Here is an 18,081-nt window from a genome sequence, read left to right on the forward strand (position 1 = left end):
GTTGTCGTTCCTTACCAGGCCTTGACCGCTTCGAGCGAGCGGCGCGCGAAGCGCGCGTGGTCCGAGGGGTTGTCGTGCTCGATGACGAAGTGGTCGATGCCCTGCGCATCGAGTTCCTGCCTGATCGCGGCCCAGTTCTGGGTGCCGGTGCCCACGTCGGCCCAGCCGTCCTCGTCCGCGTTCTGGCCTTCGGGCGCAATGTCCTTGACGTGGACGGCGCGGACGCGGCCCGAGAAGCGGCGCAGCGTCTCGACGGGGTCGAGGCCCGCGCGCGTGACCCAGCCCAGGTCGAGCTCGAGGTCGAGCCCGGCCTCGACGATCAGGTCCATGGGCGTGGCGCCGCCCAGGTCGGCGAAGTCCCAGTCGTGGTTGTGCCAGCCGACGACGAACCCTTCGTCGCGGATCGGCGCGACCGCCGTGGCCAGCCGCCGTGCGAAGGCGCGCCAGCTTTCGAGGTCGGTGCCGCGCAGATCGGGCGCGACCCAGGGCACGAAGACCTTCTGGACGCCCAGGGTCCGGGCGACCTCCAGCGTGCGGCTGGGGTCGCCCTCGACCATGTCGAGCCCGAAATGGCCCGAGGGCATCGTGAGGCCATTGCCATCCAGCCCTGCCTTGAGCGCGCCGAGGTCGCCGTAAAGGCCGCCATAGCCTTCGACGGCAGTGTAGCCGGCTTGGGACAGCATGGAGAGCGTGTCCTCGATCGGCGGGAAGTTGCGCGAGCAGTAGAGCTGGTAGGCAATCGTGGTCATGATGTCCTCTGGTCCGTTCGGGCGGCGGTCGCCCCTTGGAGATGGCGAAGGGTGAAGCGCGGCTCGCGCCCATCCTCCTCCGGCGTGAAGGTCAGGCGCGAGGTGACGCCGGGGCCGATATGGACCGCGTTGCGGTCCCAGCGGCCGGGGCGGTCGGCCTCGGCGGTGACGAAGAAGGCCATGGCGCGCGAGGTGACGGCGAGGGTCCAGCGGTTGCCGTCCCGCTCCACCTTGTGCTGGAGCCCGGGCTCGGGGAGGTCGTAGGCCTTCCAGGGCCGGGGCGCGAAGATGTCGCCCGCCTTGGAGCCATCCGAGGCTTCCCAGCCGAAGGTCAGCACCTCTCCCTCGCCCAGCGCGTCGGAGGGAACGAGGAACAGGCGCTCGGATGTCTCGCCCACCGTCCCCTGCCCCCGCCCGATCTCGCGCGCGGCGCCGCTCATCTGCGTGGCGTAGGCGGTCACGGTCAGGCGCACGGGGTCGGGACGGTCGTTGACGCCCACGAGCGCGATGCCCTCCGGGCCCGGCACGGCGCTGACGGTGACAGGAGCGAAGAAGCTCCGCGCCATGTGGTGCAGGACCTTCCAGCCGCCGCCGTGGTCGAGCGAGGACCAGGAGCAGACCGGCCAGGTGTCGTTGAGCTGCCAGTAGAGCGCGCCCTGGCAATGGGGTTTCTTGGCGCGCCAGTCGGTGACCGCCGTCTTGATCGCGATGCCCTGCTGGAGTTGGCTGAGCCAGACGAAGTCCTCGAACCGTTCGGGCCAGCGGAAGTAGCGGAACATCGTCGCCGCGATCCGTGGGTTGCCCCCCGGGCCCCCATCCGGCGAGTTGTTGCGCTGGTGGGATTCGAGCACCGGCGAGGCGATGTTCCAGTCCTCGGGCCCGGCGAAGCGGCGGATCACGTCCATGGACGGATAGGACTGGAAGCCGAACTCGGAGCAGAAGCGCGGGGCCACGTCGCGGTAGTGCTCGAAGGGCTTGCCCTCGTGCCACACGCTCCAGAAGTGCATGTCGCCCGAGCCGTCCTCGTGCCAGGCGTCGCGGAAGTTGAGGTAGCCCGGCGAGGGCGAGGAGGGCCACCAGTTGGCGGTGGGGTCCGTGGCCTTGAGCGCCGTCTCGATGGTGCGGTTCAGGCGGTCGTAGCTGACGAGGTAGCGGTCGCGGTCCTTGCGCGACTCCTCGAACCAGTTCAGCGCGCCGATGAGTTCATTGTCGCCGCACCAGAGCGCGAGGGAGGCATGGTGGTGGATGCGGGCGACGTTCTCGCGCACCTCGGCCTCGACCTCGGCCAGGAAGTCGGGCGTGGAGGGATAGAGATTGCAGGAGAACATGAAGTCCTGCCAGACCATCAGGCCCAGCTCGTCGCAGGCGTCGTAGAAGCTGTCGGGCTCGTAGCGCCCGCCGCCCCAGACGCGGATCATGTTCATGTTGGCGTCGACGGCGGACTGCAGGAGGTCGCGCGTGGCCTTTTCGGTGATCCGCCCGGCGAGCGCGTCGGTGGGAATCCAGTTGGCGCCCTTGGCGAAGACGGGGCGGCCGTTGACGCGGAAGCCGAAGCTCAGGCCTGCGGCGTCGGGCTCGGTGACGAGCTCGATCCGGCGCAGGCCGATGCGACGGCGCGCGACGTCGCCGCCGATCTGCACCTCGAGATCGTAGAGCGTCTGCGGCCCCATGCCCGCGGGCCACCAGAAGGAGGGATTCTCCACGTCGAAGATGACGGCCACGCCGCCGTCCTCGAGGAGGCCCTCGGCGGTCTGGCCGGCGAAGGTGATGCGGAAGGGCGTCCCGTCGGCGTTCTCGGCCCAGGCGGTGACCGTCACGGCGACGCGTCCCCCCTCGTGCTCCTGCGCGACGGCGACCCGCTCGATGCGCGGGGCCTCGGCGCGTTCGAGCCAGATGCCGCCGGTGATCCCGAAGGGGCAGAGCGCGATGTTCCAGTCCCAGCCCCAGTCGCAGGCCACCTTGCGCAGCATGTTGCCGTGCGGGATCGGGTTGTTCTGGTGGATGTAGGGCACCGGGAAGGGCTGGGCGGCCGCGCGGGCGGCGGCCTCCTTCGGGGCGGAGTGGAAGGTGACGGTGATCTCGTTGCGCCCCCGCTGGGCAACCTCGGTCAGGTCCACGCGCCAGGTGCGGAAGGCGTTGGCCGCGTGCAGGACCTCCACGCCGTTCACCCGCACGGTCGCCACAGTGTCGAGCCCCTCGACGGCCAGGACGACGCCGGGCTCGGCGAGGTCGACCACGCGCCGGATCGTCCATTCCCGTTCGGCGATCCAGCGGAGGCGAAGCTCGTTGCGGCCCCAGTAGGGCTCGGCGATCAGGCGCGCCTCGTGCAATGCGGTGATCCCGTCGCCGGGCACGCGCATGGGGCAGGAGTACTCTCCGGTGTCGTCGGTGAGCGACCAGGACCCGCACAGGTCCTGGATCGCCGAAGGGGGAATGGTCACAGCCGCTCTTCCGTCTTGGCGTCGAACATCGAAGCCTTGGAAGGGTCGATGCCGATGGTCAAGCGGTCGCCCCGGACGACCCGTGCCTGGCCGTCCATTCGGATGCGGAAGGGTTTTCCGGCCACTTGCGCCCAGACCAGGGTGTCGGCCCCCATGGGCTCCACGAGATCGACCGTGACCTCGCCCTTGATCGGGGCGGCGTTCACCAGGGCCCCGGTCGCGACGTGCTCGGGCCGGATGCCGAGGATGGCGGGGCGGTCGGCCACCTGGGGCGCGCCGAGCTGGTAGCCCGCCATGTCGATCTGGAAGCCTTCAGCTCGGAAGGTGCCGCGCTCGTAGTGGCCGTCGAGGAAGTTCATGGACGGGCTGCCGATGAAGTCGGCCACGTACTTGCTCTGGGGGCGGTTGTAGATCTCGTCCGGGGTGCCGAGCTGCATGACCTTGCCGCTGCGCATGATGGCGATGCGATCGGCGAGCGTCATCGCCTCCACCTGATCGTGGGTCACGTAGATCATGGTGTTGTCGAGGTCCTGGTGGAGGCGCTTGATCTCCACCCTGAGGTCGGCGCGCAGCTTGGCGTCGAGGTTCGACAGCGGCTCGTCGAAGAGGAACACGTCCACGTCGCGCACGAGCGCCCGTCCGATGGCCACCCGCTGGCGCTGCCCGCCCGAGAGCGCGGCGGGCTTGCGGTCGAGGAGCGGCTCGATCTGCAGGATCCTGGCGGCCTTGGCGACGCGGGCTTCGATCTCGGCCTGCGCCATGCGGGCGTTCTTCAGCCCGAAGCTCAGGTTCCCCCGCACGGTCATCTGCGGATAGAGCGCGTAGGACTGGAACACCATGCCGATGCCGCGCTCGGAAGGCTCCAGCCAGGTGACGTTCCGACCCTTTATGAAGATCTGCCCGTCGGTGGGCTCCAGGAGCCCGGCGATGCAGTTGAGGAGCGTGGACTTCCCGCAGCCGGAGGAGCCCAGGAGCACCAGGAACTCGCCGTCGTGGATGTCGAGGTTGAGGTCCCTGAGGACCGTGATGGCGCCGTAGGTGAGCGTCAGGTCGCGGATGCGGACCGAGTGGTTGGGAACGAGCATGGATCAGCCTTTCACGGCGCCCGCGGCGATGCCGCGCACGAAGAGCTTGCCGGATGCGAAGTAGACGATCAGGGGGACGAGGCCGGTGAGCAGCGTCGCCGCCATGTTGACGTTGTATTCCTTCACGCCCTGGACCGAGTTGACGATGTTGTTGAGCTGCACCGTCATCGGGTAGTTCTCGGGCCGGGTGTAGACGACGCCGAACAGGAAGTCGTTCCAGATGCCCGTGACCTGGATGATCATCGACACCACGAAGATCGGCAGCGACATCGGCAGCATGATCTGGAGGAAGATCCGCCAGAAACCCGCCCCGTCGACGCGCGCGGCCTTGAACAGTTCCTCGGGCATCGCGGCGAAGTAGTTGCGGAACAGGAGCACGTTGATGGGCATCCCGAAGATGGTGTGCACCAGCACGAGGCCCCAGAGGGAGCCGTAGAGGCCCAGTTCCCGCAGCAGGATCACGATCGGGTAGAGCATCACCTGGTAGGGGATGAAGGCGCCGATCAGCAGGATGGCGAAGAAGGTCTCGCTGCCCTTGAAGCGCCAGCGCGCGAGCGCATAGCCCGACACCGAGGCCACGGCGATGGAGACGATCACCGAGGGCACCAGGATGCGGACCGAGTTCCAGAAGCCGCGCGACAGGCCCTCGCAGTTGAGGCCGGTGCAGGCCTCGGCCCAGGCCTTGACCCAGGGCTGGAAGGTCACCTCCATCGGCGGGGCGAAGATGTTGCCCATGCGGATCTCGGGCATGCCCTTGAGCGAGGTCATCACCATGACCCAGAGGGGCAGCAGGTAGTACACCGAGACGAGGATCAGCGTGCCATAGAGGAAGATGTTGGCGCGGGAGAAGGCGCGGCGCGGGCGGCGGCCGCGCGGGCCGGTCATGTCGCCCACGCTGCCGGTGCGTTCGTGGACCGGGTCGAGGGCGGCCAGTGTGTTCAGGCTTGCGGGATCAGCCACGCTTCTTGCCTCCGAACTCGAGATAGGCCCAGGGGATCAGGATGATGATGACGCTGAGCAGCATCATGGTCGAGGCGGCGAAGCCCTGCCCAAGGTTCTGCGCGGCGAACATGGAGTCCATGACGTACTTCGCGGGCACCTCGGAGGAGCCGCCGGGACCGCCGCCGGTCTGCGCGATCACGAGGTCGTAGACCTTCACGATGCCCGAGGCGATCAGCACCAGCGAGGTCACGAAGACCGGCCGCATCATCGGGATGATGACATGGGTGTAGGTCTTCCAGGTCGGGATGCCGTCAATCTTGGCGGCCTTCCAGATTTCCTCGTCCACGCCGCGCAGGCCGGCGAGCATGATGCACATGATGAGGCCGGTGCCCTGCCAGAGAGCGGCGATCAGGATGCCGTAGATCACGATGTCCGCGTCGTAGAGCGGGTCGAAGGTGAAGCTCTGCCAGCCCCAGGAGCGCACGACCGACTGCAGGCCCAGCTCGGGATTCAGGATCCATTGCCAGACGAGGCCCGTCACCACGAAGGACAGCGCGAAGGGGTAGAGGATGATGGTGCGGATCACGTCCTCGCCGCGGATCTTGCGGTCGAGCAGGGCTGCCAGGACGAAGCCGATGGCCAGGGTGAAGATCATCGACAGGATGCCGAAGATCGCGAGGTTCTCGATCGACACGTACCAGCGGGGCGTGGACCAGAGCCGCTCGTATTGCGAGAGCCCGTCCCATTCGAGCTTGGGCAGCAGGCGCGAGTTCGTGAAGGAATGCACCACGGTCCAGACCGTGCAGCCGACGAAGATGACGACCGCGACCAGGACCATGGGGAGCGAGGCGATCTTGGCGCTCAGGTTGCGGAACAGGCGCATCGGGCGGCGGGCGGGGGCGGCCCGCGATTCGGCGATGGCGGACGCCTCGTGCGTGGTGGCCATTGGGAAGTCCTCCCTGAGGGGGGCCGGGGCGCGCGACGGATGGCGCGCCCCGGCCGGACGGTCCGTCAGTCGGCGTTGGCGATGATGTCGGAGAAGCGCTGCTGCGCGTCGGCCGCGCTCATGTCGGTCGAGGCCCAGAACTCGGTCATGAGGTCGTTGATCTGCTGCGCGGTGTCGGGCGACAGGAGCTGCTCGGTCGCCGGGACGATGTTTCCGGCGGCCAGGATGTCCAGGCCCTTGCGGGTGCAGTCGTTGACGTCCTCGAGGTTCACGTCCCCGCGCACCGGGAGCGAGCCCTTGGCGGCGTTGAAGCTCACCTGCACCTCGGGCGAGATCAGGAGCTGGGCCAGATCCTTCTGCGCCTGGGTGACCTCGGGGTCGTCCTGGGCGGGGAAGTAGAAGGCGTCGCCGCCCGTGGAGATCACCTCGGTCACACCCAGGCCGGGAAGGCAGGTGTAGTCGGTGCCCGCGACCTCGCCCGCGAGGGCGAACTCGCCCTGGGCCCAGTCACCCATGATCTGCGCGCCGGCCTGGTCCGTGATGACGAGGTTGGTGGCCTGGTTCCAGTCCTGCACGTTCGAGCCCTGCGCGAACTCCCGCGCTTGGGCGGCCGCCTCGAAGACGGAGGTGAACTCGGGGCCCATGACGGCCTCGGCGTCTTTGTCGCGGTAGACCTTGAGCCAGGCCTCCTCGCCGGCGAGCGCGACCGCCATCACCTGGAAGGCGCCGCCCGACTGCCAGGGCTGTCCGCCCAGCGCGAGCGGGATCTTGCCGGCGGCGCGAAGCTCGTCGGCGGTGTCCACGAATTCCTGCCAGTTGGTCGGCACGGCCAGGCCCGCGTCCTCATAGGCCTTGTTCGACAGCCACATCCACTGCCAGGAGTGGATGTTGACCGGCACGCAGTAGATGCGGCCCTCGTAGGTGCAGGCGTCCAGGAGGTCCGACGGATTGACGAGGTCCTTCCAGCCGTTGGCCTCGGCCACGTCGGTGAGGTCGAGCAGGAGGCCGGCTTCGATCAGCTCCTCGGCTTGGCGGCCATGGTTGAACTGGAACGCGTCCATCGGGTCGCCGCCCAGGATGCGCGAGATCATGATCGGGCGGGCCGTATCGCCGCCTCCGGCGATGGCGCCGTCCACCCAGGTGTGGGTGCCGGTCGCGTTCAGCGCCTCGGCGAACTTGGCGACAGCGTTGGCTTCGCCGCCGGAGGTCCACCAATGGGTCACCTCGAGGTCGACGGCATGGGCGGCCGTGGCGGCGCAGAGGGCCGTGGCCCCCAGCAAGCTGGTGGTCAGTTTCACGATTTTCTCCTCCCGTGCGGAAACCGTCTCGTTTCCTATAACGATTTAGGAGTAGAACGAATCAAACGCGGCTGACAAGCGGGATTCGCGCGCCGCCTCTGGGAGGAGAGAAAACGTGAGCGACACGGCGGCCGAAGGGCCCCTGCCCTCCGCTGGCGGACACCGGGGAGAGACCCCGACGCTCAAGACCATCGCGCGGATGACGGGCCTTGCCGTGGCGACCGTGTCGCGGGCGCTGGCCGACGCCCCGGACCTGCGGGCGGACACCAAGGCGCTGGTGCGCAAGGTGGCGGACGAGCTGGGCTATGTCCCCAACCGCGCCGGGTTGCGGCTGCGCACCGGGCGCACGCAGGTGATCGCGCTCGCCATGTCGCCCGAGCACGACATGATGAACAACACGGCGCGGCTGATCTCCTCCCTGGCCGGGACGCTGCGCGAGACGCCCTACCACCTCAACGTCAGCTACTTCTTTCCGGGCGAGGACCTGCTGAAGCCGATCCGGCACATCGTGGAGACGGGGCTGGCCGATGCGGTGATCTTCAACCAGACCCTGCCCGACGATCCCCGCGTGGCCTGGCTCATGGAGCGGCGCTTTCCCTTCGCGACGCATGGACGGACCCGATGGGCCGACCGGCACGCCTGGGCGGATTTCGACAACCTGGCCTTCGGGGCCATCGCGGTGCGCCGGCTCGCGCGGGCGGGGCGGCGGCGGATCGCGGTGATCGCGCCTCCGCTCGACCAGAACTACGCCCAGGACATCGTGGCGGGCGCGACCCTCGCCGCCGCCGAGGCGGGCGTCGAGGTGCGCATCCTGCCCCAGCTCACCAGCGATGCCGCCTCGGCCGTGGTGCAGGAGCGCATGGCGCAGGTGCTGCCCGAGGGGGTCGACGGCGTGATCTGCGCTTCGACCAACTCGGCCATGGCCACTGTGGCGGCGCTCGAGTCGCTCGGGCTGCGGCTCGGGCGCGAGATCGATCTCGTGGCCAAGGAGGCCATCCCCTTCCTTTCCCTGTTCCGTCGCGAGATCATCGCGATCCGGGAGGATGTGGGACGGGCGGGCGCGGTGCTGGCGCGCGCGGCGATGCGCGCGATCCGCGAGCCGGGGGCACCGCCGCTCCAGGACCTCGAGACTCCCCAGGACGACGACCAGTGAAAGGACCGACATGACCAGCCAGATCAAGGGCCCGGCGATCTTCCTCGCGCAGTTCGCGGGCGACGCGGCGCCGTTCAACTCGCTGAAGGACATCGCCGGATGGGCGGCGTCCCTGGGCTACAAGGGCGTGCAGATCCCGACCTTCGACGCCCGGCTCTTCGACCTCGACCGCGCGGCCGAGAGCCAGGACTACTGCGACGAGGTGAAGGGCATCTGCGCCGACGCCGGCGTGGAGATCACCGAGCTGTCCACGCACCTCCAGGGGCAGCTCGTGGCGGTGAACCCGGCCTACGACCTCGCCTTCGACGCCTTCGCGCCGGCGCGGCTGCACCGGAACCCGCAGGGGCGGCAGGAATGGGCGGTCGATCAGGTCAAGAAGGGCGCGATCGCCTCGCGCAAGCTGGGGCTCGACCGGCACGTGGGCTTCTCGGGCTCGCTCGCCTTCCCCTATCTCTATCCCTGGCCGCAGCGGCCCGAGGGACTGATCGAGGAAGCCTTCGCCGAGCTGGGGCGCCGGTGGCGGCCGATCCTCGACGTCTATGCCGAGAACGGCGTGTCCTACGGCTACGAGATCCATCCGGGCGAGGACATCTTCGACGGCGCGACCTTCGAGATGTTCCTGGACGCCGTGGGCGGGCACGTCGCGGCGACGATCAACTACGACCCGTCGCACTTCCTGCTCCAGCAGCTCGACTACCTCGCCTTCATCGACATCTACCACGAGCGGATCACGTCCTTCCACGTCAAGGACGCCGAGTTCAACCCGGACGGGCGGCAGGGCGTCTATTCGGGCTACCAGTCCTGGATCAACCGCGCGGGGCGGTTCCGCAGCTTGGGCGACGGGCAGGTGGACTTCAGCGGCATTTTCTCCAAGCTCACGCAGCACGGCTTCGATGGCTGGGCGGTGCTGGAATGGGAATGCGCGATCAAGTCGCCTGAGCAAGGGGCGGCCGAGGGCGCGCCCTTCATCGCGTCTCATCTGATCGAGCGGGCCGCGAAGGCCTTCGACGATTTCGCGGGCGGGGAGCGCGACGAAGCCGCCATCAAGGCGATGCTGGGGCTTTGAGGATCACGGGACAGGAGGACGCATCATGGCGCAACGACGCCTGAGACTGGGCATGGTGGGCGGAGGCCGGGGGGCCTTCATCGGGGCGGTGCACCGGATCGCCAGCCGCATCGACGACCGCTGGGAGCTGGTGGCGGGGGCGCTGTCCTCGGACCCCGAGCGGGCGCGGGCCTCGGCCGAGGACCTGAACATCGCGCCCGACCGGGCCTATTCGGACTTCCGCGAGATGGCGCGGGCCGAGGCGGCGCGGGCGGACGGCATCGACGCGGTGTCCATCGTGACCCCGAACCACATGCACGCCGAGCCGGCCATCGCCTTCCTTGAAGCCGGCATCCACGTCATCTGCGACAAGCCGCTGGCGGCGACGCCCGAGCAGGCGCGGCGGATCGCCGAGGCGGTGAATGGGGCCAAGGCCCGGTTCATCCTGACCCACAACTACACGGGCTACCCGCTCATCCGGCAGGCGCGCGAGATGATCGAGCGGGGCGAGCTGGGCGAGATCCGGCTGGTGCAGGCCGAGTACGCGCAGGACTGGCTGACCGAGTCGGTGGAGAAGGGCGACAACAAGCAGGCCGCTTGGCGCACCAACCCCGAGATGGCGGGCGCGGGCGCGCTGGGGGACATCGGCACCCACGCCTTCAACCTCCTGTCCTTCGTCACGGGGCTGAGGTGCGAATCGCTGCTGGCCGATCTCCAGAGCTTTGGCGCGGGGCGGCAGGTGGACGACAACGGCCATGTGCTGCTGCGCTTCGGCGGCGGCGCGCGAGGGATGCTCTGGGCCAGCCAGGTGGCGCCGGGCAACGAGAACGGGCTGCGGCTGCGGGTCTACGGCACCAAGGCCGGGATCGAGTGGCACCAGGAGAACCCGAACGTCATGACCTTCGCGCCGCTCGGAGAGCCCAAGCGGATCGTCACGCGGGGCGGCGCGGGGCTGGGCGGCGGCGCGGGGCGCTGGACGCGCATCCCGCCGGGGCACCCCGAGGGCTATCTCGAAGGCTTCGCCACCATCTACACCGACGCGGCCGACCTGATCGGAGGCGTCGGGGACGGCGCGCTGCTCCCGAACATCGATTCGGGGCTCGAAGGGATGTGGTTCATCGAGGCCTGCCAGCGGTCGTCGGGCGCGGGCGGCACCTGGGTCGCCCGCTGACCCTTTCGGGGGCCGGGTTCGTCCCGGCCCTCAGCTTCCGTCCCCCGGCTGGTCGGGCATCCCCGGCCGGGGGGCGTCGGCCGTCCGGCCGGGGATCTGGTCGCGCTTGCGGCCGCGCCCGGACCAGGTCCGCATCGCCTCCATCGCCTCGTCGGCGGTCTCGACGTAGCGGAAGAGGTCGAGATCCTCGGCGGCGATCGTGCCCGCCTCGGCCAGCGCCTGCCAGTCGATGATCCGTTCCCAGAAGTCCTTGCCGAAGAGCAGGAAGGGCACCTTGGCCATGCGGCCGGTCTGGATCAGGGTCAGGGCCTCGAACATTTCGTCGAGCGTGCCGAAGCCGCCGGGAAAGACACAGACCGCCTCGGCCCGCATCAGGAAGTGCATCTTCCGGATGGCGAAGTAGTGGAAGTTGAAGCACAGGTCCGGCGTCACGTAGGCGTTGGGGGCCTGCTCGTGCGGGAGCACGATGTTGAGCCCGACGCTGCGCCCGCCCGCGTCCTGCGCGCCGCGGTTGCCCGCCTCCATCACGCCGGGGCCGCCCCCGGTGGCGATCACGGCGCGCCGGCCCCGGCTTTCGAACAGCGAAGCTTCGGTGACGAGATAGGCGAAGCGGCGCGCTTCCTCGTAGTACTTCGACAGCGCGGCGAGCGTGGGGGTGCGCGCCTGCCCCGCATGGGCCGCGTCGGGGATGCGCGCCCCGCCGAAGAGCACCACGGTCGTCTCGACTCCCGCCTCGTCGAGCATGAGCTGGGGCTTGAGAAGCTCCAGTTGCAGGCGGACGGGGCGCAACTCCTCGCGCAGGAGGAAGTCCTCGTCGGCGAAGGCCAGGCGGTAGGAGGGCGCCTGCGTCTGGGGCGTGACCGGAATCTGGGCCACGGTCTCCCGGTCCTCGACGCTGTCGCGCATGGGGTGGCGGAGCGCCGGCTCGGCGGTCAGCGGGGCGTCGGGGCCGGGAAGGGCGTCGTCGTTCATGGGGGGCGTCCTGTGGTGGTCCCGAGGGAGATGGCACGGATCGGCGGAAAACCAAACCTGCCGCGGCCTCCCGCCCCGATTGCGCGGCCCCGGGCGCGGCCCTATGAGGCCCGCAACGTCAACGCCGGAGATCGCCCCATGTCCCACGCCGCCCTGGAAGCCGCCATCGAAGCCGCCTGGGAGGACCGCGCCTCCCTGACCCCGCAGACGCGGGGCGAGGCGCGCGACGCCGTGGAGGCGACGCTCGATGCCCTGGACGGCGGCACGCTGCGGGTGGCCGAACGGGGCGCGGACGGGCAGTGGACCGTCAACCAGTGGGCCAAGAAGGCGGTGCTGCTGGGCTTCCGGCTCAACGACATGGAGCCCATGGAGGGAGGCCCGCAGGGGTCGAGCTGGTGGGACAAGGTCGACACCAAGTTCAAGGGATGGGGCGAGAACCGCTGGCGCGAGGCGGGCTTCCGCGCAGTGCCGGGCGCGATCGTCCGGCGGTCGGCCTTCATCGGGAAGAACGCCATCCTGATGCCGTCCTTCGTGAACCTGGGCGCCCATGTGGGCGAAGGGACGATGGTGGACACCTGGGCGACCGTGGGCTCCTGCGCGCAGATCGGGGCCAACGTGCACCTATCGGGCGGCGTGGGCATCGGCGGCGTGCTGGAGCCCATGCAGGCGGGGCCGACGATCATCGAGGACAACTGCTTCATCGGCGCCCGGTCCGAGGTGGTCGAGGGCTGCATCGTGCGCGAGGGGTCCGTCCTCGGCATGGGCGTGTTCATCGGCAGGTCCACCAAGATCGTGGACCGCGCGACGGGCGAGGTGATGTACGGCGAGGTGCCGCCCTATTCCGTCGTGGTGGCCGGGTCGATGCCGTCCTCGAACGGCATCCACCTTTATTGCGCGGTGATCGTGAAGCGGGTGGACGCGCAGACGCGCGCCAAGACCGGGATCAACGAGCTGCTGCGGGACTGAGCCCCCGTCAGGCCGCCAGCACCTGGGCCATGATCTGGCCCAGGTCGCGCTCCTGGAAGGGCTTCTGCAGGATGGGCTGGGCGGCGAAGCCTTCGGGCAGGCCGCCCGCGCCGTAGCCGGTCGCGAAGGCGAAGGGGATGCCGCGGCGGCGCAGCTCCTCGGCCACGGGGGTCGTGATCTCGCCGGCGAGGTTCACGTCGAGGAGCGCGGCGTCCACGTCCTCGGCCCCCAGGAGATCCAGCGCCTTGCCGACGCGCCCGGCGGGGCCTACGACGGTCGCCCCCATGTCGGTCAGGATGTCCTCGATCAGCATGGCGACGATCACCTCGTCCTCCACCACCAGGATGCGCTTGCCCTGCAAGCCACCGGTGGTCCCCTCGTCCGTCATTCCCTGTTCTCCATCGTCGCAAGCCTGTCCGGGGATCGGACCGGCGGCGGCCGCAGCGTCGCGGCGCCTTGGCCCGAGGGCCCCGCTGCTCGTTCCGTCATGTCCCCGCCCGGTTGTCCCGTCCCCACCAGGACGCCACCTAGGGCATGGGAGCGCCACGGCAAATCCGTTCTACCGCCGGCCGATGCGCGGCTCGGTCCCCGCGAGCAGGCGGGTGATGTTGGCGCAGTGGCGGATCAGGATCAGGAGCGCGAGGCCCAGCGCCAGCGCCGCCATTTCGGGCCGGCCGAGGAGCACGGCCCAGAGCGGCGACAGCACGGCGGCGACCAGGGCCGCGAGCGAGGAGATGCGAAGCGCGGCGGCGGTGGCGAGCCAGGTCAGGCAGGCGGCGATGCCCACCGGCCAGGCGGCGGCGAGAAGAAGGCCCAGGAAGGTCGCCACGCCCTTGCCGCCCCTGAAGCCCAGCCAGACCGGAAAGCAGTGGCCCAGGAAGGCCATGAAGCCCGCGACCTGCACCGCGTCCTCGGCCGCGAGCGCGCGGGCCAGAACCACGGCGAGCGCGCCCTTGCCGCCGTCGAGGAGGAGCGTGGCGGCGGCCGCGCCCTTGCTGCCCGTCCGCAGCACGTTGGTCGCCCCGATGTTGCCCGAGCCGATGGCGCGCACGTCGCCCAGGCCCAGGGCACGGGTGACGAGGACGCCGAAGGGGATCGAGCCCAGGAGGTAGCCGAAGGCGGCCCAAAGGAGCAGCACGGAACCGGGCGAGACGATCTCGGGCATTCAGAGGTCCTTGGGAAGGGGCCAGACGCGGCGGCCGGCGACCCAGGTGCCGCGGACGCGGCCCTGCAGGCGCGCGCCGTCGAAGGGGGTGTTCTTGCTCTTGGACTGCATGGTCCAGCGGTCGAGCACGAAGGGCGCGTGGAGGTCGAAAAGCACGAGGTCGGCGGGCGCGCCCTTCGCGAGACGGCCCGTAGGCAGGCCCAGGCGGCGGGACGGGTTCAGCGACAAGGCCCGGAAGAGTTGCGGGAGCGACAGGCGGCCGCCGTGGACGAGGCGGAGGCTCGCGGGCAGCAGGGTTTCGAGGCCCACGGCGCCGGCGGCGGCGGCCTCGAAGGGGAGGCGCTTGCTTTCCTCGTCCTGCGGCGTGTGCTGCGAGCAGAGGACGTCGATGAGGCCCGAGGCCAGGGCCTCGACGGCGGCCTCCCGGTCCTCCTCCTGCCGGAGGGGGGGCACGAGCTTGAAGAAGGTGCGGTAGTCGCCCACGTCGAAATCGTTGAGCGTGAGATGGTGGACCGAGACGCCCGCCGTCACGTCGAGGCCGCGATCCTTGGCCTGCGCGAGGGCGGGCAATGCGGCGGCGGTCGTGACCTGATCGGCGTGGAAGCGGGCGCAGGTCATCTCGACGAGCGAAAGGTCGCGCTGGAGGCCCAGACGCTCGGCCATCGGGCTCACGGCGGGAAGGCCGCGGAGCGAGGCGAACTTGCCGGAGGTCATCACCGCGCCGCGCGACAGGCCGGGGTCCTGGACATGGGTGACGACGAGGGCCTGGAGGCTGCGCGCGTAGGTCAGCGCGCGGGCGAGGACGCGCGTGTCCTCGGTCACGCGGTCGGCGTCGGTGAAGGCCACGGCGCCCGCGTCCTGAAGAAAGCCGATCTCGGTCATCTCGCGTCCCTCGCGGCCCTTGGTCAGGGCGGCCATGGGGAGGACGCGGACGGGGCTGTCTTGGCTCGCGCGGCGGGCGACGAATTCGAGGATCTCGGGCGTGTCGATCGCCGGATGGGTGTCGGGGCGGGTGACGATGGTGGTCACGCCCCCGGCGGCGGCGGCGAGCCCGGCGGTGCGGAAGGATTCCTTGTGGCGCTCGCCCGGTTCGGAGACCTTCACGCCCCAATCGACGAGGCCGGGGGCGAGATGGCGGCCCTGGGCGTCGATCACCTCAGCGAAGCGGTCGAGCGCTTCGGGCGCGGCGGGCAGGACGTCGGCGAGGACCCCGTCCCTGAGCACCAGAGCGCCGGGCGATTCGGTGCCGGCCTCGGGGTCGATCAGGACGGCGTTGTGGATCAGCGTGGTCATGCCGGTCGCCCCCTGCTGGCTGCCGCCGTCCCTGTAACCCTGCCGTGAGGGCGGCGGCAAGGGCGGGAACTCGGGACGGCATCAGAACATTAGGTGAACGATCACCGAAAGGACCGGACCGATGACGGACGCGAACACCAAGCAGCACCCCGAAGGCAATGCCGAGAAGGACCCCAAGGACTGGGTGACGGGCGACGAGCCGATGACGGGGGCGCAGGCGAGCTACCTCAGGACGCTCTGCGAGGAGACGGGCGAGAACTTCGACGAGGGGCTGAGCAAGGCGCAGGCTTCGGAGATGATCGACCGGCTGAAGGCCGAGTCGCCCCGGCTGAAGCACGATTGAGGACGATGGGGGGCTCTGCCCCCCGCGCTTGCGGCGTCTGCCGCTCGCAGGCGCTCGCGGCCTTCCTCGCGGACGACAGGCCCCGGGCTGTCGTCCGGGCGCTCGGAAGCCCCCGGGATTTTTGGGGCCGGGTAAAGGGCCGGAGCGTTTCCGCCGCGTCTGGGGGCACGGGGCGGACGGTCTCCGGCGCTGCGCCGGGGGTGCCAGTCCGGGCGCAGGGGGCGCGTCCACGACGCGCGGCGGCTGGCATGGCACCAGCGGACCCCGTCCCGGTCCTCAAGGAGCATGTCACCCGGCGGGCGGTTCTCATCGGCCCTGAAGGGCCGGGCACCGGGGGCGCGGGGCGGAGCCTGTGTTCCGGCACCCGTCGCAAGGAACAGGCTCTCAGGCGAGGGTTAACAGATCCTCACACCACCGAACGGTCCTCCCCCGCTTCGCGCAACACCCCGGCGGGGAGCAATGAGCCGGACGCAGGGTCATATCGGACGCGACAGGCGGACCGGTTTCAGGCAGGATGGCGGTACCTGCCGGGATTCCCGCCTGACCGAGGTGAGCCCATGACCCTGAGCCGCCGTGCCGTTCTTGCCTCGGGGGCGGGCCTGCTGGCCGCCCCGGCGCTCGCGCAGGACGGCTGCCAGTACGGCCTTCCCCCTGGACACGTGAAGGGGCCGCCGGTCTGGCGCGACCTCGACCAGGTCGAACTCGACGCGGCCTATCGCCAGGAGGTGTACCATCCCCTCCTTGATGAGACGAACGCGCGCATCGCGGCCCTCAGCTTCGAGCTGCGGCTCCGGCGCGGCTACCCCGAGCGGGCGACCTATGGCGAGCACCCCGACGAGGGGATGGACATCTACCGCGCCGCGGCCGGGCGTGCCCCGGTCTTCGTCTTCGTCCACGGCGGAACCTGGCGCTACGGCAATGCGGGCGAGTCCGGCTTCGAGGCGGAGATGTTCATGGACCGGGGCGCGCATTTCGTGGCCCTCGACTTCTCGGACGTGCGCGAGGCCAACAACGACCTGGGTGTCCTGGCCGACCAGGTGCGACGCGGCATCGCCTGGGTGGTGCGGAACGCGGGGAGCTTCGGCGGCGACCCCGGGCGGGTCTATATCGGCGGCCATTCCTCGGGCGGGCACCTCGCCGCCGTGGCGCTGACCACCGACTGGACCGCCTTCGGGCTGCCCCCGGACGCGGTGAAGGGCGGGCTCCTCATGAGCGGGATGTACGACCTGGAGCCCGTCCGGCTGTCCTACCGCAGCAACTACATCGCCTTCACCGACGCGATGGAGGAGGCGATGAGCCCGCAGCGGCATCTGGACCGGATCACCGCGCCGGTGGTGGTGAGCTACGGCACGCTGGAGACGCCGGAGTTCCAGCGGCAGGCCGAGGAGTTCGCCGCGGCGCTGGAGGCGGCGGGCAAGCCCGTCACGCTGGCCGTGGGGCGCGACTACTTCCACCAGGACATGTGGGAAACGCTGGGCAACCCTTACGGCGTCAACGGGCGGGCGGCGCTGGGGCTGATGGGGCTCTAGGCCTCGCCCAGGGCCGCGCGTCCCCGGGCCGCGCGGAGGTTCTGGGCGAGGAGGTCCATGGCGGCCATCCTCACGGCGACGCCCATCTCGACCTGGGTCTGGATGACGCTGCGGTTGATGTCGTCGGCGAGGGTGCCGTCGATCTCCACGCCGCGGTTCATGGGGCCGGGATGCATGACGATGGCGTCGGGGGCGGCGTGGGCGAGCTTTTCGGCGTCGAGCCCGTAGCGATGGAAGTATTCACGCTCCGAGGGGACGAAGCCGCCGTCCATCCGCTCCTTCTGGAGGCGCAGCATCATCACCACGTCGACGCCCTTCAGCCCCTCCTCCATGTCGTGGAAGACCTCGCAGCCGAAGGCGTCGATGCCGGGGGGCATGAGCGTGGGCGGGGCCACGAGGCGGATGCGGTTCTCCATCTTGTGCAGGAGCAGGATGTTGGAGCGGGCCACGCGGCTGTGGGCGATGTCGCCGCAGATGGCGATGGACAGGCGGTGGAGCCGGCCCTTGGCGCGGCGGATGGTGAGCGCGTCGAGAAGCGCCTGCGTCGGATGCTCGTGCCGGCCGTCGCCGGCGTTGAGGACGGCGCAGTTCTGGACCTTCTGCGACAGGAGGTCCACGGCGCCGGACTGGGGGTGGCGCACCACGAGGAGGTCGGGGCGCATGGCGTTGAGCGTCAGTGCCGTGTCGATCAGCGTCTCGCCCTTCTTCACGGACGACGCGGCCACGCCCATGTTCATCACGTCGGCGCCGAGCTTGCGGCCCGCGAGCTCGAACGAGGACTGCGTGCGGGTCGAGGGCTCGAAGAACATGTTGACCTGCGTGAGGCCCTGAAGCGCGTCGCCGCCGGGCAGGCCCTTGCGGTTCCGTTCGGCGTAGGTGTCGGCGAGGTCGAGGAGGGTCGCGATCTCCTGGGGGTGCAGGGGCTCGATGCCGAGGAGATGGGGCTGGCGGAAGGGCATGGGCGGGCGCTCCTCGTGCGGGGT

General features: G+C 70.0%; 17 protein-coding genes. 6 read left to right on the forward strand and 11 right to left on the reverse strand.

The genetic code is table 11. The features are described 5' to 3' along the window. Nucleotides 1-11 precede the first annotated feature (11 nt). The 6 genes from FHG71_RS02715 to FHG71_RS02740 form a co-directional block, all read right to left on the reverse strand. Complete coding sequence (locus tag FHG71_RS02715) at nucleotides 12-749, reverse strand: sugar phosphate isomerase/epimerase family protein (RefSeq protein WP_139080088.1); 738 nt, start codon at nucleotides 747-749, stop codon at nucleotides 12-14. Beyond that, entirely contained in the window at nucleotides 746-3,190 is a 2,445-nt protein-coding gene (locus FHG71_RS02720; protein ID WP_246045318.1) for a beta-mannosidase, read from the reverse strand. The genes FHG71_RS02715 and FHG71_RS02720 overlap by 4 nt, the downstream gene beginning before the upstream one ends. After that, entirely contained in the window at nucleotides 3,187-4,275 is a 1,089-nt protein-coding gene (locus FHG71_RS02725) for an ABC transporter ATP-binding protein (protein WP_139080089.1), read from the reverse strand. Before FHG71_RS02725 ends, FHG71_RS02720 begins: the two co-directional genes overlap by 4 nt. 3 nt (nucleotides 4,276-4,278) lie before the next feature. Beyond that, nucleotides 4,279-5,160 carry a carbohydrate ABC transporter permease gene (locus FHG71_RS02730; protein WP_218014026.1) on the reverse strand — a complete coding sequence of 294 codons (882 nt, stop codon included), beginning with the start codon at nucleotides 5,158-5,160 and terminating at the stop codon, nucleotides 4,279-4,281. Between the two features lie 67 nt (nucleotides 5,161-5,227). Further along, nucleotides 5,228-6,163 (reverse strand): carbohydrate ABC transporter permease, encoded by a 936-nt coding sequence (locus FHG71_RS02735; protein ID WP_139080091.1) that lies wholly within the window; start codon nucleotides 6,161-6,163, stop codon nucleotides 5,228-5,230. A 65-nt stretch (nucleotides 6,164-6,228) separates the two neighbouring features. Continuing rightward, nucleotides 6,229-7,461 (reverse strand): ABC transporter substrate-binding protein, encoded by a 1,233-nt coding sequence (locus tag FHG71_RS02740; RefSeq protein ID WP_139080092.1) that lies wholly within the window; start codon nucleotides 7,459-7,461, stop codon nucleotides 6,229-6,231. A gap of 115 nt (nucleotides 7,462-7,576) precedes the next feature. On the opposite strand from FHG71_RS02740, the gene FHG71_RS02745 reads away from it, so the two are divergent. Genes FHG71_RS02745 through FHG71_RS02755 form a run of 3 tightly spaced genes read left to right on the forward strand, consistent with a single transcriptional unit; the run spans nucleotide 7,577 to nucleotide 10,830 of the window. Next, nucleotides 7,577-8,614, forward strand: coding sequence for a LacI family transcriptional regulator (locus FHG71_RS02745; RefSeq protein ID WP_246045319.1), 1,038 nt, complete (start codon nucleotides 7,577-7,579; stop codon nucleotides 8,612-8,614). 10 nt (nucleotides 8,615-8,624) lie between these two features. Next, on the forward strand, nucleotides 8,625-9,680 hold the full coding sequence (locus tag FHG71_RS02750; RefSeq protein ID WP_139080093.1) for a sugar phosphate isomerase/epimerase family protein: 1,056 nt from the start codon (nucleotides 8,625-8,627) through the stop codon (nucleotides 9,678-9,680). Nucleotides 9,681-9,705: 25 nt separating this feature from the next. Next, nucleotides 9,706-10,830, forward strand: coding sequence for a Gfo/Idh/MocA family protein (locus FHG71_RS02755; protein WP_246045320.1), 1,125 nt, complete (start codon nucleotides 9,706-9,708; stop codon nucleotides 10,828-10,830). Between the two features lie 30 nt (nucleotides 10,831-10,860). On the opposite strand, the gene FHG71_RS02760 is transcribed toward FHG71_RS02755, so the two are convergent. Beyond that, nucleotides 10,861-11,802 (reverse strand): LOG family protein, encoded by a 942-nt coding sequence (locus FHG71_RS02760; RefSeq protein WP_139080094.1) that lies wholly within the window; start codon nucleotides 11,800-11,802, stop codon nucleotides 10,861-10,863. 138 nt (nucleotides 11,803-11,940) lie between these two features. On the opposite strand from FHG71_RS02760, the gene dapD reads away from it, so the two are divergent. After that, a complete protein-coding gene (gene dapD, locus FHG71_RS02765; protein ID WP_139080095.1) occupies nucleotides 11,941-12,768 on the forward strand; it encodes a 2,3,4,5-tetrahydropyridine-2,6-dicarboxylate N-succinyltransferase in 828 nt (275 codons plus the stop codon). A gap of 7 nt (nucleotides 12,769-12,775) precedes the next feature. Here the strand turns inward: dapD and FHG71_RS02770 are convergent, their stop codons facing one another. The 3 genes from FHG71_RS02770 to pyrC all read right to left on the reverse strand — a co-directional run bounded on the left by FHG71_RS02770 (nucleotide 12,776) and on the right by pyrC (nucleotide 15,226). Beyond that, complete coding sequence (locus tag FHG71_RS02770) at nucleotides 12,776-13,156, reverse strand: response regulator (protein WP_139080096.1); 381 nt, start codon at nucleotides 13,154-13,156, stop codon at nucleotides 12,776-12,778. A 171-nt stretch (nucleotides 13,157-13,327) separates the two neighbouring features. Further along, the gene (plsY, locus tag FHG71_RS02775) at nucleotides 13,328-13,933 is read right to left on the reverse strand and encodes a glycerol-3-phosphate 1-O-acyltransferase PlsY (RefSeq protein ID WP_139080097.1); all 606 of its coding nucleotides are present in this window, start codon (nucleotides 13,931-13,933) and stop codon (nucleotides 13,328-13,330) included. Beyond that, nucleotides 13,934-15,226 (reverse strand): dihydroorotase, encoded by a 1,293-nt coding sequence (gene pyrC / locus FHG71_RS02780; RefSeq protein WP_139080098.1) that lies wholly within the window; start codon nucleotides 15,224-15,226, stop codon nucleotides 13,934-13,936. A 121-nt stretch (nucleotides 15,227-15,347) separates the two neighbouring features. Between pyrC and FHG71_RS02785 the strand changes: the two genes are divergently transcribed. After that, entirely contained in the window at nucleotides 15,348-15,569 is a 222-nt protein-coding gene (locus FHG71_RS02785) for a DUF3072 domain-containing protein (RefSeq protein WP_139080099.1), read from the forward strand. Nucleotides 15,570-16,126: 557 nt separating this feature from the next. After that, nucleotides 16,127-17,098 (forward strand): alpha/beta hydrolase, encoded by a 972-nt coding sequence (locus FHG71_RS23365; protein WP_176559256.1) that lies wholly within the window; start codon nucleotides 16,127-16,129, stop codon nucleotides 17,096-17,098. Here FHG71_RS23365 and FHG71_RS02795 read toward each other — a convergent pair. Next, nucleotides 17,095-18,057, reverse strand: a complete 963-nt coding sequence (locus FHG71_RS02795; RefSeq protein ID WP_139080101.1) for an aspartate carbamoyltransferase catalytic subunit — start codon at nucleotides 18,055-18,057, stop codon at nucleotides 17,095-17,097. The genes FHG71_RS23365 and FHG71_RS02795 overlap by 4 nt on opposite strands. Nucleotides 18,058-18,081 lie beyond the last annotated feature (24 nt).

The sequence above is a fragment of the Rubellimicrobium roseum genome, from assembly GCF_006152145.1.
GTDB lineage: Bacteria > Pseudomonadota > Alphaproteobacteria > Rhodobacterales > Rhodobacteraceae > Rubellimicrobium > Rubellimicrobium roseum.